Consider the following 13141-nt stretch of genomic DNA (forward strand, 5'->3'; position numbering starts at 1 on the left):
CAATATTTTTATATCGCAAATATACTAAACTTTGCCTTAATTAACCTTTTAAGCTTTAAAACTACAGCCAAAACAAATACAAGGACATCCATGTCAACCATCCAACCCTTTCACCTTGCCTTTCCAGTTAACGATCTAGCGGCTGCTCGTACCTTTTACGGCAGCACACTAGGCTGTCCAGAAGGACGTAGTTCAGATGAATGGATTGACTTTGATTTCTTTGGACATCAACTCGTTGCACATCTTGCCCCTGAAGAATGCGGCCATGCGAGCTCAAATGAGGTTGATGGGCATCAAGTTCCGGTAAAACATTTTGGGGTTGTTCTTACGATGCCAGATTGGCATGCGTTGGCTGAAAAATTAACTCAGAGTGGCATCAAATTCATCATCGAGCCGCAAATTCGCTTTAAAGGCAAAGTTGGTGAGCAGGCCACCATGTTCTTTTTAGATCCTGCTGGCAATGCTTTGGAATTCAAAGCATTCGAAGATCCAAGCCAGCTATTTGCAAAATAATTGGCTTGGATAATTGAGCTATCAATTTTTAAAAGAATTGGTAGCTCATCCCCGCCTGAAAGTTTAAGGGTGCACCAGCAAATATCCCATCCGGACTTCTGCTAGAAATATAACGTCGATTCAAGAGGTTGTTGACCACCCCAAAGATTTTTAAAGATTTATTCACCTCATAATTTGCACTCCAATTCACAGTGGTGATCGAAGGGATCTCACCTAAAGTACCAATTGCGTTTTGAATTACAGTGTTCGCGGAATCCGCATATTGGGATGACAGGTAATTCAGGCTTAGCAATGTTTTAAAACCATTCGCCTGATAATTAACCCCTAGGTTTGAAACCAACTTTGCGGTGTATGGAATTCGATTTCCATCGGCGCCCATAGACGAATTTCCGACAAACTTTGCAACGGGAATATAAGTCAGATTTCCATTGATGCCCCATCCTGTATCTAGTTGATACCCCAAAGCTAGCTCCGTACCTTGATGCAAACTCTTGCCACCATTTGCTTTAGAAATGCCTGAAGCAAGACTTTGATGCACAATCTGATTGCTAAAGTTCATACTAAAAACAGCCGCGTCATATGTGAATCCGGCATTCTTACCGCGCAAACCGAACTCAATATTGGTGGAGCGCTCCGGATCTAATTGCTGATCTACACCCTTTTCACTAATGGCAGTTGCAAGTTGTGCCGGCGCAAACCCTTTGTAAATACTGGAATAAATCTGTAGCTCAGGTTCAATCTGCCAAGTTGCTCCAATTTGAGGAACGTATTCGAGGTTTTTAGTGCTTCCCGAGGCATTTGTGATGACGTTGTTTCTACTCTGCCTATAGCTCTCAAGTCGCAACCCAGGAATAACAGCTACGTTCTTGCTCAGCAGAAAACGATTCTGAAGATACATGGCCATTGAGTTAGCCTTATTTTCCTCGTGACCTAGAACGCTCCCTGACTTCACAAAACTAGTTGAGCCCACCATTTGGTTAATTTGCGACTCAGTATGTAAACGTATTCCAAACTCAAGTTCATTATCAATCCCCATAGCATTAAAGGATTGATTTAAGCGGGAGTCCATTCCCAACATTTGGAATTCACGATTGCGCCCGAACATGCAGTTGGCAGAGCCATTACAAGTATTAAAGACTGTTTGATCAGCATTTCGGGTGCGGATACTTTGCCGCCAATAATCACGGTCCAATTTGCTCCAATAGACCAAGGTATTTAACTTAGTGTCGGGACCAATCTCCCACGAGTGGTTTAGATCAACTGCATTGCGTTGAGTAACAAAATAATCGTTTGGCGCTGGATTTGCTGAATACTTGCCCAGGTATTGATTTGGCCTTAAGCCAACATATGAAGTATTGATATTGTTGTCGTAATGGGTGTACTTCAGACTCAGCCATTGGTCTTGATCAATCGCTATCCCACCCTTAAATAAAATGTCGTACATCTTGTAGCCATTTGCCTGATAGCCATCAGATTCTGATTTGATGATATTGATCCCTGCAACTGCGCCATTAGATTCAGACTTACCGCCAGCCTCAATCTGAGCCAATCGATACCCGTAATTACCGGCTTTGCCAGAAAGCTTAAAGCCATGTTCAGGAGTCTTAGTAAGGTAGTTAATGACGCCTCCAATATTTGAAGGCCCATATTGAAGTCCAGATGCGCCCTTAAGCACCTCTATTCCACTCATACGATCTACTGGAGGGCTGTAATAGGATGCACTCGAAATAAACAAGCTTGGATGAATTGGCGCTCCATCCTCTAAGAGCAATACTTTTTGGCTACGACTGGGATTTAAACCCCGTATTCCAATATTTGGTATGGAACCAAGTCCGCCCTCGTCCCCACGAATATTGACGCCTGGAACAGTCTTTAGAGCATCCTGAAGCGATAAGGGCTGGAGTAGCTCTAATTGCTGCTGATTAATAACATCAACCGTACCTGGAATCTTTGAGCGCGCACTCTCATCTCGCCCCACTATATCCATTCGTGGTAACTCCACATCTTGAGCATAAGCACTCATTACCAATGTTCCTCCACAAGCCAATAGGGCGCTTGAGGCCAACGCCATTCCTTGCTGCTTCATATGCAATCTCCAGAGATATAAACAAAAAATCGCTGGCTACTTGCATATTGAAAATACGTTTGCTGGCTAAAAAGGGGTACGCACTTACTTAGTCAAAATTAACTTTCCAAGTTTAGTAATGCTTAAAACATAGCGCTGATCATCATGCACAATGACGACTGACTTATTTTTTCCAAGTAAGCTTTCGCTTGATATCGCCTTGCCCCAAACTGGGTCGTAGCTTGGAGCTAATTGAGCAAGATCACTCATGCGCAGATTCATATCAGGACTCCAATTGAAAGTGGATCGGTAGTTGATAACATTCAGGTGCATTTTCTGATGTCGCATTCAGCGCCGAAAATCTCCATGCTTTTACTGCTTCAATAGCAGACCGATCTAAGTTTTGGTAGCCCGAGCTTTGGGTCATTTGCACGCTCTCGACAAAGCCACGAGATTCAATACATAGCTGGAGATGAACAGCTCCTTGCTCACCCATGCGCCGACTCGCTAGCGGATAAGAAGGCTTCGGATTAAAAAATAGACTTCTTCCTGCAAGTTCATGAGCACTTTTCTTGGATGATGAACCCTGCTGAGCAGCATTCTGTACCGCAGGCCTTCCTTGAGTTGAGATAGTTGCGGTAGAGACATCATTTTTTGTAGCAAGCGGGGAAATATTGACACGATTTGAGAATTGATTTTGAGCTTGAGTGCTAGAGCGGCTCTCCCCGCCGTGCAAACTGAGGGTAATGACATTCTGTGAATCAGAATGCAATACTCCTAATGAGGTATACAAAGTCAAGATAAGTAATCCCACATGCACAGCAAGAACCAAGCAGACAAATGGGAAATATCTTCCAAGCGTGGATTGCTGGTCCTTCACAAAAATACCTTTTTACACATTGACACACCCATATTAGATGATAATTATTCTCATTTATTTTATGGAATGGCAATGGCATTAACAACCCCTGCAAGCAAGTGGACGAATGCTGTAGGGGTATTAAAAGTTTACGAAAGTAACAAAAATTACTTAACTGCTAAGCGCCACAGAGATGTGGTTTCAGCAGATCTTGGAAAGTACAGAAGGTCAGATTGATCAAAAGGCTTATGGTGCTTTGGCTTAGTATCAATACGATTAATTACCTTAAGCCCTCCTGCCTCAATCCACTCTAGCAATTCTTTTCTTGCTCTTAACCCGAGATGCTCGGCTAAGTCAGACAAAATTAACCAAGCCTCTCCATCGGGTAGTAAATGGTTTTTTAAATCAACTAAAAACCATTTCAGCATTTGGCTCTCAGGGTCATAAACAGCATGCTCCAAAGTGGAACTGGGTCTTGCGGGTATCCACGGAGGATTGCAAACAATCAAAGATGCTTTCTCTTGCGGAAATAAATTAGCCTTGATGATTTGGATGCTGGAATCCAAACTCAATCGCTTGATATTTTCTTGAGCACAAGCAAGCGCTCGATCATCTTGATCAGTGGCAACAATCTTTTGTACGCCTCGCATTGCCAAGATAACTGACAACACGCCAGTCCCTACGCCGATATCAAAAGCAATGGACTCTTTTTCGAGTGATTTAGGCAACGGGGCGCTACAAACTAACTCGAGATACTCCCCGCGTATCGGCGAGAAAACACCATAATGGGGGTATATAAAAATAGGTTCGCCTTCCCCATCAGCGAGAACGGGTACACCATTTTTACGCCACTCATGTGCACTGATCACTCCCAAGAGCTCACGCAAGGAAATCACATAAGACTCAGTAGTTAAGCCATAGGCCTCAAGGCAAGCAACCGAAACATCAGGCGCGCGTCGCAATGGAATAGTGTGATCAAGATTGCATTGAATTAGCAACATGCCGAGGATTCGAGCTCTTTGTGACTGAATCAAACGATGCTTGTTAAATAGATCAATCGAAGTTGGCGATTGAAGATCACCGGAAGATTGATCTACTCTCTTACCAGCGCGCTTGGATTTCTTAGAGGGCTTATCAATGCGTCTTACCAAAGCTTGCAATAACTGACGGGCATTCTGGAAATCACCCTTCCATAAGATCGCAGTTCCCTCACAGGCTAGGCGATAGGCGTCGTCCGCCGTGAGGGTGTCATCAGCAATGACTACCCGTTTATGCGCAGCAATGCCATTCTCAGAATGCCAGGCCGCTGAATATGTCTGACCACCTTCTTGCCAGGTAATGGAGTTGCTCTGGCTCATGAATTACTCAGGAGGATGCTCCTCAGGATTCACATCCAAGGCAATCAAAAATCGAGAAACCATGTTGTAGGCCGCCACCACAGTCACAAGCTCAACAGTGTCAGTATTGCCAAGCGCGGTTTGCAAACGTTTCATCAGCGCACTATCAACCTGAATATTGCGTGTCATCTGAAATGTCAGCTCTACCGCATCGTTTTCAAGGGTAGAGAACAAGGTGGTTGGGAAGTTAGGCTGGCCAATTAAACGCAGCGCCTTCACTTGTTCCTCGGTACCGCCTGCTTTGATAAATGGAGGAGCGTGATGAAAAAACTCGTACTCAGCACCATTGAGAACAGCTACCCCACACATTGCAAGTTCACGCAGCTTTGGATCCAAGGAGAGGTTATTGCGTATCTCACCAACAAAATGATTCCAGCCCTCAGCAATGGGGGTGCTGTGTAACAGCATGCGGTCTAAATTGATGAATTGGCCACCTCGACGCTGGCGAATCGCGGCGACTAGCTCGGCCGGCTCTGCCAAATCCATAGGCTGGTAAGGGATTAAACGTTCAGACATGGGTGCTCTTTGGGTTTTTATAGGATTGGGTCTGTAGGATCGTAGATTATCACTCGAATACCATCTTCCTCGATAATGTCGCAATCGACACAAAATATTTGCCATGAAACCGATTCTGAACATAGCCGCCTACTTATTTGTCAGCCTAGACAATCTGATTGAATTGCGCGCCAAAATTCTTGAAGAATGCAACGCCCGGCAACTTAAGGGAACCATCCTCTTAACGGGGGAAGGCATCAATATGTTCTTGGCTGGTAGTGAGCCAGAGTTAAGGGGCTTTTTGGATTGGCTGCGATTAGATCCACGTTTCAAATTATTGGAATCAAAAGATAGCTGGTCCGAAACACAACCATTCAAAAAAATGTTGGTCAAGATTAAGAATGAAATCATTCGGATGAATCACCCTGCGATTCGTCCAGAAGAAGGTCGTGCAAATTTCATTACACCGAAGAAATTACAAGAATGGCTCGATCGCGGAACGGACGACTTAGGTCGCCCTGTAGTCATGGTGGACACGCGCAATGCATTCGAAGTTGAGTATGGGACGTTTGAGAATGCACTGCATTTCAATATCGAGAAATTTACAGAATTTCCAGCAGCAATCACTGCGCATAAAGATGCACTAGCCGATAAAACATTGGTAAGCTTTTGCACTGGCGGAATTCGCTGCGAAAAATCCGGTCTCTACATGCGTGAGATTGGTATGCAGCATAGCTATCAGCTAGAGGGCGGCATCCTCAAATACTTCGAGGAAGTTGGCTCAGACCACTACACTGGGAGTTGCTTTGTATTTGATGAGAGAGAGGCTCTAGAGCCCAACCTGGACTCTATCCCACTAGAGCGCTCTATTCGTAAAAAACAAACTGCCTAAATACTAAAAACCTAGTCGGATTTACCGACCAAAGTCATGTGCTCAACAAAAGGTGGCTTTGCAAAGAAAGGGCCAACAATGGCTCGCCAATCAGCAAATGCTGCTGACCCCCGAAAGTCCACAGTGTGATTTTCCAAACTATCCCAGTAAATTAGCAGCAAGTATCGTGCTGGACTCTCAATAGTGCGGTTCACCTTAAATCCTCGAAACCCTTTAGCTTTGGAGATCACAGTATTGACGCCATGCAAAATGGCTTCTTCAAACTCAGCAGACTTACTAGGATCAATTTCTATATCGCAGTGTTCCAAAATCATGGGTATTCCTTTATCAAAATCAATAAAGATAGATAGTAAACTCAAACAGCATAATTAATAACGATTCGAGAGACATGGCTAATTTACCTAACGTTGTCATTCTTGGCGACTATGAGCGCGCCCTCCGTCGCTTTTCCAATTGGGACAAAGTAGATCGGCGCTGCCATATCACCATTCATCATGAACCCCTTCATGGTGAAGCCCTATATGAAGCAATTAAAGATGCAGATGTCATTGTACTGGTGAGGGATCGCACCCCGTTTAATGAAGCTCTAATTGCTCGCCTCCCAAAGCTGAAGTTATTCCTATTTACCGGCAAGCGTAACGGCACCCTAGATGCACCTGCCCTGATTTCACGCAATATTCCGGTCGCCTGCACGCCAGGAGGCCCCTCCAAGGAAACTACTACCGAGTTAACTTGGGCTTTAATTCTAGGTGCTTCAAAACATTTAGTTCGCCAAAATAACTTGTTGCACTCAGGTGGCTGGCGCGATGAACTTTCTGTTCTACCAATGCTCTCCGGTGAACGTCTTGGAATTATTGGCTTAGGCTCGATCGGTAGTGCCGTTGCCAAAGTGGGGAAAGCCTTTGGAATGGAGCTTGTCACCTGGAGCCCCAATATGACCACTGAACGGGCTGCCGCCCAAAATGCCAAGTCCGTCAGTCTAGAAGAGCTTCTAAAAACATCTAAGGTTGTTAGTCTGCATCTCGTAGCTGGGCCAAAAACAAAGGGATTGATTGGCGCCCAAGAATTAGCGATGATGCGGTCCGACGCACTGCTCGTGAACACCTCACGTTCCGCCCTCATTAATACACAGGCCCTACAAGCAGCGCTAGCCGCTGGTAGGCCCGGTCAAGCAGCCATTGATGTATTTGAGATTGAGCCACTCCCCATAGATGATGCCCTAAGAAACATACCCAATTTACTTACCACGCCTCACCTAGGGTTTGTGGCTGAACCTGTTTTTGCAACATTCTCCAAAGGAATTGTTGATACTCTAGAGTCATGGCTCGAGCACAAGCCGCTACTACATCCATTTGAGCCTTAATCATTCTTTGAAGACGCTTACTCCGACAGAATTATTTATCAGCTTCAGCAAAATCGGTATGTCTGGTTTTGGTGGTGTCCTGCCATGGGCGCGACGCACACTAGTTGAGCAAGACAAAATTCTGACGTCTGAAGAGTTCAGCTCCATCCTAGGTATCTGCCAAATTGTTCCCGGCCCAAATATTGTCAACCTAGCAGTGTGTATTGGCTCACGCTTTGGTGGGGCCAGGGGTGCTTTTGCAGCAGTTGCAGGCCTGACATTGGGGCCAATTTGTATCGTCATGTTGCTGGCACTCCTGTATACACACTATAGCTATTTGGAATCAGCTCAAGGGGCTCTACGAGGAATATCTGCTGTTGGCGTTGGCTTAATCGCCTCCACTGGCATCAAGATGTTGCGTGATGAGTTGCGCTTTCCGGCAATGCTCCTGGTGGTGCTTGTGACTGTAATTGCTGCCAGCTACTACCAGCTTGGTCTTGGCTGGGTGGTGCTGATTGCATCACCACTTGCTTGGATTTTGGCGCAAAAGAAAGCTCGCAAACTATGAGTATTTTGCTGAGCCTGTTTCTCAAGCTATCGGCTTTTTCGCTCATTGCATTCGGCGGAGTAAATGCACTACTTCCCAGCCTACTCAATTTATCGGTTTACCAAGAGCATTGGATAGACCTTCAAACTTTTGCCGATTACTTTGCAATTGCTCAGGCCGCTCCAGGGCCAAACTTCATGACAGTCACGCTGATTGGATGGCATGTCTATGGAGTTTTAGGTGCCCTGATTGCAACCATTGCCATTTCGTGGCCTTCCTCCATCTTGGTTTATCACTTGCAGCGTCTGATCTTGAGCATGAAGGATCAGCACAAAAAGAAGTCTATTCAATATGCAGCGGCAGCTCTTGCCATTGGCTTAGTGCTTTCTTCAGCGTGGCAAATTGCACTACAAATTAATCACAGCTATGCCGCATATGCACTCACACTCACCACCATTGGAGTTACTGTTTTTACTCGCTGGCACCCTTTGTATTTAATTGGTCTAGGAGCGGCTTTGGGCGCCTTGGGGCTCATCTAAAGTTTACTTCAGTGCCTGGTAGGTCAAAATACCCAAGAAGGTTAAGGCGAGCGAGCCAAACAAATTTAGAAGTGCAGTTCCTAGCGCCCATGTCATTTCGCCACGCTGCATAAAACCAACCACTTCAGCAGAAAAACTAGAGAAAGTGGTGAGGCCACCCAAGAAGCCAGTAATGATGAACAACTTCCATTCAGGGGAAAGACTTGGGTTATTGCCAAAGAAGGCTACGCCAATTCCAATCAAGTAGCCGCCAACCATATTGGAGATAAAAGTTCCCAAAGGAAGCGTCGCCGCAAGACCAACTGTTGCAAGATTAAACCCGGCTCTCAGCAAAGCTCCGAAACCAGCACCACAGAAGATTGCAAGAATAGATAGCCACATATTAGATATTTATTGAATTGAAAAAGTAAGCATACCGATGGAACCCATTTCTATTCCATCCACCAATACTTTAGGTACCTCATCGTGTTCTTGCAAAGCAAGGATATACAAGGCAGGCCAATAATGTTCAGAGGTTGGAATAGACAAATGAGCAGAGTCACCAAATTGCTCCCAATGAATCAAAGTCTCATGGTGACTAGCCTTCATCTCTGAAACAAAGAAATCATTGAACTCTCTAGCCCATGGATAGGGTGTTACACCCTCACCCCAATCAATGGTGCGTAAGTTATGCACAACATTGCCACTCGCCAAAATCAGAATATTCTCATCACGCAAAGGACGTAACTTCTTGGCAAGTTCGTAGTGCTCATCCGCAGACATTGCGCCATCTAGACTCAACTGAACTACAGGAACATCAGCATCGGGATAAAGGTGTTTGAGGACAGACCAGGCACCATGATCAATACCCCATTCATTCTCTTCAAGAACAACGGGAACATCTAGCAGCTCTTTCACTCGATCAGCTAACGCGGGACTACCAGGCGCTGGATATTGAATATCAAACAAGGCTTGCGGAAATCCACCAAAGTCATGAATTGTTTTGGGTTTAGGCATTGCGGTAACCCACACTCCCCGGGTTACCCAATGTGCCGAGATGACTAGGATGGCATCTGGACGTTTAAGCGATTTACCAAGACTGGCCCATGCCGCCGTGTAGCGATTGGGCTCAATAGCGTACATCGGACTGCCATGGCCAGCAAATACTGCAGGTTGGCGATGGCTAGTCATTAATGCAGATTAGCCGAATACGTAACCAGTATGAGCAGCAACCAATGCAAACAAAATAGCCAGGCTAGTAGCGGCTGCCAACATCACGATCAAAGTGATGATTTTCTTATTGACTTCGTCTTTTGACTCGTTATGCCATTCGTTCATGCTAAATCCTCATTAAACACATTAATTAGTGCTGCAATTATCCACTATCGGCCGCGGCCAGCCTTACGCATCATGCCTTTTCCGCCGCCAAAGCCTGCTTGAGGCCTGCCACCAGGACCAGATGGGCCTTTTGGGGCTGGTGGACGGGCTACCGGCTTGGCTGCCACTGGTTTAGCCAGGGTCTTTGATTCAGGTTTTTTATCGTCAGTCACTTTTTGCTCCTATGGATATCATATTGCCATGATTACTGACTATTCTATCCAAGCTATCGCTATTAATGCGATTCCTTTGATTTTTGCCATCACCATCCATGAGGCAGCACATGGCTATGCAGCCCGCTATTTTGGTGACAATACCGCGTATATGCTAGGCAGGGTCAGCCTGAACCCCATTAAACATATAGATCCAGTGGGCACTATCCTGATCCCCCTGATGTTGATTTTGGCAAGCTCACCATTTTTAATTGGCTACGCCAAGCCGGTACCGGTGAACTTTGGGCGCTTACGCAACCCCCGAATTGACTCGATTTGGGTAGCCCTAGCAGGACCTGGCTCAAATTTCGCTCAAGCCCTCATTTGGGCTATTTTCTTGATTACCCTCATTGGATTTGGAGTTAATGAGCGGTTCCTATTGGGAATGTCACAAGCTGGTATCACTTGGAATTTAGTGCTCATGGTGTTTAATCTATTCCCCCTGCCACCCTTAGACGGGGGTCGCATTCTATCCAGCCTTTTGCCGGCGCGCCAATCGATTGCCTTGGGTAAGCTGGAGCCCTGGGGTTTCTTTATTGTTCTTGGGCTTGTATTTACCGGCATCATTGGCAGCTTTTGGATGGAGCCTTTGATTGCCTTCTTTAAATCCATCCTCTACTTCGTAACGCTGCCATTACAGATGGTTTTCTAAATAAACTCCAACTGCAAGGATCGGCATTCGAGAGTATGCTGATCAGATAAAACCTCACCCCCATATTTAATGAAATGAATGGAGCCCTTATGAAACTCAAGCACCTTGTTATAGCAGCACTTGCACCAACATTATTGGCAAGCGGAATCGCTTATGCACAATTTAAAAAACCAGAAGATGCCATTAAGTATCGTCAAAGCGTTTATACGGTAATGGCTAATTCTTTTGGAAAAATTGGCGCAGTAGTCAAAGGTGAAGCACCATTTAATAAAGATGAAGTGGCCAAGAATGCAGCGGTTGTTGCCATGCTCTCCACTTTGCCATGGCAAGCATTTGGTCCAAGCACTGAGGGCGGCAATGCACTTCCAGGCGTTTGGTCAGATAACGCTAAATTTAAAGCTGCTGGAGAAAAAATGCAGCTTGCCGTGGCAAACCTCAATACTGCAGCACAGTCAGGCGATCAAGAAGCCATCAAGAAGGCCTTTGGTGCGGCTGGTGCTACCTGCAAAGGTTGCCATGATGACTTTAAGAAAAAGTGATCAGCCCTTGATGAAGTAAACCAGAACTAATGCAATCAGGCTTAGCAGCAATAAAGCCAGGCCGCGTTGCAGACCTCCATCCTTGGAGGCTTGACCCAAGTCAGATGGCAGATACTTTGCCTGCTCGCTTGGGTCAATTTCTTTATCACCCACTAGCATGGGTTTGATTAAATTCTCGCCTTTGAATTTTTGGTAATACACAATCGCACAAAGATGGAGTGCGATCAATACGATGAGGATGTTCTCATTAAAGTAGTGAATTGAGGTTAGCAGCTGAACCGTATCATTCGAAACATATTTTGCGAATGGTCCCTCAAAAGCGATATCGTCATTTGCAAATAAACCAGTTACGGCCTGAAGGCCAACTGAAAAAAGTAAGCCTAGAACGGATAAAGCGCCCAGAGGGTTATGACCAAGACCAGCCTTGGTTTTACCTAATAGGTAATCAATCAGTCCTTTAGGGCTTGGGACAAAATGAATGAAGCGGGCATGGTATGAACCAATCAAACCCCAACAGATTCGAAAAATAATTAAGCTCAGAACGCAGTAACCGACTAGCGCATGGAACTCCATGGCATTGCCGCCAATCTTGACAGTAATAAAGCTCAGAACAATACAAATCACTAAGAGCCAATGAAACAGGCGAATCGGCAAATCCCAAACACGAATGATTTTTTTCATCTGTGCAGAATAAATCAATGTAAGAGCTTGCCCCTGGATTTATTTAATCTCAGGCAAATCCTTTTGAATAATCTTTAACCCTTCCCGCAAAGCATCTTGATAACGCTCTCGCTCTGCCTTCATGGTCTCTGCGGTCCAAGAATAGAAACCCTCACCGGTTTTCATACCCAACTTACCGCTGGCGATACGATCACTTAAGCATTTCGCAATATCAGGCGAGTTGTTCAGGGTTGGATATATCGTTGCTCCGCCTGCACCATGAACATCTAGACCCGCATGATCTCTTTGCATTGCAGGGCCTGCGGCAATGTAACGAAAGCCAAAGCCAAAGCGGACAGCCTTGTCGATGTCTTCCAAGCTAGCGATGCCAGCATCGACCATGGCAAAAGCTTCGCGTGATAAAGCATGTTGCAAACGGTTAGCCAGAAAACCTGGCAGATCTTTTTTCACGGTAACAGGAACCATGCCACAAGCTGTCATCAGACGAGAAAGGCTTTCGCCAACCATGGGAGAAGTCTTCTCTCCATAAACCACCTCAACGCAAGGCACTAAATGCGCAGGCATGAAGAAGTGCAAACCAATCATCCTTGCAGCCGTCTTTAATCCTCTTGAGATATCGCTGATTGGAAAGCTGGTGCTGTTGCTGGCTAGCACTGCCTCTGGTTTTGCGTATTGCTCCAGCTTAGCAAATAACTCTTGCTTAATATCCAAGCGCTCGGGGACACACTCAATCACCAAATCAATCTCTGACCAATCTATCTCCTCCAAGGATCCAGCAGTAGTCAGCAAATGCAGACGATGTTCGTAACCCAAGTCAATCATGGTATTTGCAAAGTAATCTGGCAAAAGTGCTCGACGCTCTGTAGTTGGCTCCAGCACCTGAACCGCGCAACCCCCGCGTGCGCATACAGCCGCAACATCAGCACCCATAGTGCCGCCACCAACGACGACGACCTTTGTTTCAGACGGGGTAAACAACATTTCCATTTCTCCTTCGGGGGTAAGATAAGGATTACAAATCCTCTTACAATGATTTCATTATTCCAATAAAA

19 protein-coding genes are annotated in these 13141 nt (G+C 45.5%); 7 read left to right on the forward strand and 12 right to left on the reverse strand.

All coding sequences use genetic code 11. From position 1 onward, the window contains the following. Nucleotides 1-90: 90 nt before the first annotated feature. Complete coding sequence (locus A2X74_RS01325) at nt 91-513, forward strand: VOC family protein (protein ID WP_293627646.1); 423 nt, start codon at nt 91-93, stop codon at nt 511-513. A gap of 28 nt (nt 514-541) precedes the next feature. Here A2X74_RS01325 and A2X74_RS01330 read toward each other — a convergent pair whose 3' ends face one another. The 5 genes from A2X74_RS01330 to A2X74_RS01350 all read right to left on the reverse strand — a co-directional run bounded on the left by A2X74_RS01330 (nt 542) and on the right by A2X74_RS01350 (nt 5350). Then, nucleotides 542-2599 (reverse strand): TonB-dependent receptor, encoded by a 2058-nt coding sequence (locus A2X74_RS01330; RefSeq protein WP_293627648.1) that lies wholly within the window; start codon nt 2597-2599, stop codon nt 542-544. An 84-nt stretch (nt 2600-2683) separates the two neighbouring features. Next, on the reverse strand, nt 2684-2860 hold the full coding sequence (locus tag A2X74_RS01335; RefSeq protein ID WP_293627650.1) for a hemin uptake protein HemP: 177 nt from the start codon (nt 2858-2860) through the stop codon (nt 2684-2686). 1 nt (nt 2861) lies between these two features. Next, a complete protein-coding gene (locus A2X74_RS01340) occupies nt 2862-3458 on the reverse strand; it encodes an energy transducer TonB (RefSeq protein WP_293627652.1) in 597 nt (198 codons plus the stop codon). 146 nt (nt 3459-3604) lie between these two features. Next, entirely contained in the window at nt 3605-4795 is a 1191-nt protein-coding gene (locus A2X74_RS01345) for a class I SAM-dependent methyltransferase (RefSeq protein ID WP_293627654.1), read from the reverse strand. Nucleotides 4796-4798: 3 nt separating this feature from the next. Beyond that, nucleotides 4799-5350, reverse strand: coding sequence for a carboxymuconolactone decarboxylase family protein (locus A2X74_RS01350; protein WP_293627656.1), 552 nt, complete (start codon nt 5348-5350; stop codon nt 4799-4801). Nucleotides 5351-5453: 103 nt separating this feature from the next. On the opposite strand from A2X74_RS01350, the gene A2X74_RS01355 reads away from it, so the two are divergent. Next, nucleotides 5454-6221: a sulfurtransferase gene (locus A2X74_RS01355; protein ID WP_293627658.1), complete on the forward strand. Its 768-nt coding sequence runs from the start codon at nt 5454-5456 to the stop codon at nt 6219-6221. An 11-nt stretch (nt 6222-6232) separates the two neighbouring features. Here the strand turns inward: A2X74_RS01355 and A2X74_RS01360 are convergent, their stop codons facing one another. After that, entirely contained in the window at nt 6233-6535 is a 303-nt protein-coding gene (locus tag A2X74_RS01360) for an antibiotic biosynthesis monooxygenase (RefSeq protein ID WP_293627829.1), read from the reverse strand. Nucleotides 6536-6609: 74 nt separating this feature from the next. On the opposite strand from A2X74_RS01360, the gene A2X74_RS01365 reads away from it, so the two are divergent. Genes A2X74_RS01365 through A2X74_RS01375 form a run of 3 tightly spaced genes read left to right on the forward strand, consistent with a single transcriptional unit; the run spans nt 6610 to nt 8649 of the window. Further along, nucleotides 6610-7584, forward strand: a complete 975-nt coding sequence (locus tag A2X74_RS01365; protein ID WP_293627660.1) for a D-2-hydroxyacid dehydrogenase family protein — start codon at nt 6610-6612, stop codon at nt 7582-7584. Continuing rightward, entirely contained in the window at nt 7574-8131 is a 558-nt protein-coding gene (locus A2X74_RS01370) for a chromate transporter (protein ID WP_299764115.1), read from the forward strand. Before A2X74_RS01365 ends, A2X74_RS01370 begins: the two co-directional genes overlap by 11 nt. Continuing rightward, nucleotides 8128-8649: a chromate transporter gene (locus A2X74_RS01375; protein ID WP_293627664.1), complete on the forward strand. Its 522-nt coding sequence runs from the start codon at nt 8128-8130 to the stop codon at nt 8647-8649. The genes A2X74_RS01370 and A2X74_RS01375 overlap by 4 nt, the downstream gene beginning before the upstream one ends. Nucleotides 8650-8652: 3 nt before the next feature. Here A2X74_RS01375 and crcB read toward each other — a convergent pair whose 3' ends face one another. The 4 genes from crcB to A2X74_RS01395 are packed head-to-tail and all read right to left on the reverse strand — an operon-like array spanning nt 8653 to nt 10178. Further along, the gene (gene crcB, locus A2X74_RS01380) at nt 8653-9030 is read right to left on the reverse strand and encodes a fluoride efflux transporter CrcB (protein WP_293627666.1); all 378 of its coding nucleotides are present in this window, start codon (nt 9028-9030) and stop codon (nt 8653-8655) included. Nucleotides 9031-9039: 9 nt separating this feature from the next. Further along, nucleotides 9040-9819: a 4,5-DOPA dioxygenase extradiol gene (gene ygiD, locus A2X74_RS01385; RefSeq protein ID WP_293627668.1), complete on the reverse strand. Its 780-nt coding sequence runs from the start codon at nt 9817-9819 to the stop codon at nt 9040-9042. A gap of 9 nt (nt 9820-9828) precedes the next feature. Next, nucleotides 9829-9966: a hypothetical protein gene (locus A2X74_RS01390; protein ID WP_015421674.1), complete on the reverse strand. Its 138-nt coding sequence runs from the start codon at nt 9964-9966 to the stop codon at nt 9829-9831. 44 nt (nt 9967-10010) lie between these two features. Then, nucleotides 10011-10178, reverse strand: a complete 168-nt coding sequence (locus A2X74_RS01395; RefSeq protein WP_293598444.1) for a hypothetical protein — start codon at nt 10176-10178, stop codon at nt 10011-10013. Nucleotides 10179-10206: 28 nt separating this feature from the next. On the opposite strand from A2X74_RS01395, the gene A2X74_RS01400 reads away from it, so the two are divergent. Together A2X74_RS01400 and A2X74_RS01405 are read left to right on the forward strand one after the other, a co-directional pair. Further along, the gene (locus A2X74_RS01400; RefSeq protein ID WP_293627673.1) at nt 10207-10869 is read left to right on the forward strand and encodes a site-2 protease family protein; all 663 of its coding nucleotides are present in this window, start codon (nt 10207-10209) and stop codon (nt 10867-10869) included. A gap of 89 nt (nt 10870-10958) precedes the next feature. Continuing rightward, the gene (locus A2X74_RS01405) at nt 10959-11408 is read left to right on the forward strand and encodes a cytochrome c (protein WP_293627675.1); all 450 of its coding nucleotides are present in this window, start codon (nt 10959-10961) and stop codon (nt 11406-11408) included. On the opposite strand, the gene A2X74_RS01410 is transcribed toward A2X74_RS01405, so the two are convergent. Next, nucleotides 11409-12089: a cytochrome b/b6 domain-containing protein gene (locus A2X74_RS01410; RefSeq protein WP_293627677.1), complete on the reverse strand. Its 681-nt coding sequence runs from the start codon at nt 12087-12089 to the stop codon at nt 11409-11411. Nucleotides 12090-12128: 39 nt separating this feature from the next. After that, the gene (locus A2X74_RS01415) at nt 12129-13070 is read right to left on the reverse strand and encodes a 3-hydroxyacyl-CoA dehydrogenase NAD-binding domain-containing protein (RefSeq protein WP_293627679.1); all 942 of its coding nucleotides are present in this window, start codon (nt 13068-13070) and stop codon (nt 12129-12131) included. Between the last annotated feature and the right edge of the window lie 71 nt (nt 13071-13141).

It is taken from the genome of Polynucleobacter sp. GWA2_45_21 (assembly GCF_001830325.1).
Lineage (GTDB): Bacteria > Pseudomonadota > Gammaproteobacteria > Burkholderiales > Burkholderiaceae > Polynucleobacter.

Bases quoted from the DNA above. Each gene is read 5' to 3' on its own strand.
- A2X74_RS01365 (WP_293627660.1), top strand. From the start codon at position 6,610: ATGGCTAATTTACCTAACGTTGTCATTCTTGGCGACTATGAGCGCGCC.
- crcB (WP_293627666.1), bottom strand. From the start codon at position 9,030: ATGTGGCTATCTATTCTTGCAATCTTCTGTGGTGCTGGTTTCGGAGCT.
- A2X74_RS01345 (WP_293627654.1), bottom strand. From the start codon at position 4,795: ATGAGCCAGAGCAACTCCATTACCTGGCAAGAAGGTGGTCAGACATAT.
- A2X74_RS01360 (WP_293627829.1), bottom strand. From the start codon at position 6,535: ATGATTTTGGAACACTGCGATATAGAAATTGATCCTAGTAAGTCTGCT.
- A2X74_RS01375 (WP_293627664.1), top strand. From the start codon at position 8,128: ATGAGTATTTTGCTGAGCCTGTTTCTCAAGCTATCGGCTTTTTCGCTC.
- A2X74_RS01415 (WP_293627679.1), bottom strand. From the start codon at position 13,070: ATGTTGTTTACCCCGTCTGAAACAAAGGTCGTCGTCGTTGGTGGCGGC.
- A2X74_RS01355 (WP_293627658.1), top strand. From the start codon at position 5,454: ATGAAACCGATTCTGAACATAGCCGCCTACTTATTTGTCAGCCTAGAC.
- A2X74_RS01405 (WP_293627675.1), top strand. From the start codon at position 10,959: ATGAAACTCAAGCACCTTGTTATAGCAGCACTTGCACCAACATTATTG.
- A2X74_RS01325 (WP_293627646.1), top strand. From the start codon at position 91: ATGTCAACCATCCAACCCTTTCACCTTGCCTTTCCAGTTAACGATCTA.
- A2X74_RS01400 (WP_293627673.1), top strand. From the start codon at position 10,207: ATGATTACTGACTATTCTATCCAAGCTATCGCTATTAATGCGATTCCT.
- A2X74_RS01390 (WP_015421674.1), bottom strand. From the start codon at position 9,966: ATGAACGAATGGCATAACGAGTCAAAAGACGAAGTCAATAAGAAAATC.
- A2X74_RS01330 (WP_293627648.1), bottom strand. From the start codon at position 2,599: ATGAAGCAGCAAGGAATGGCGTTGGCCTCAAGCGCCCTATTGGCTTGT.
- A2X74_RS01350 (WP_293627656.1), bottom strand. From the start codon at position 5,350: ATGTCTGAACGTTTAATCCCTTACCAGCCTATGGATTTGGCAGAGCCG.
- A2X74_RS01335 (WP_293627650.1), bottom strand. From the start codon at position 2,860: ATGAATCTGCGCATGAGTGATCTTGCTCAATTAGCTCCAAGCTACGAC.
- ygiD (WP_293627668.1), bottom strand. From the start codon at position 9,819: ATGACTAGCCATCGCCAACCTGCAGTATTTGCTGGCCATGGCAGTCCG.
- A2X74_RS01410 (WP_293627677.1), bottom strand. From the start codon at position 12,089: ATGAAAAAAATCATTCGTGTTTGGGATTTGCCGATTCGCCTGTTTCAT.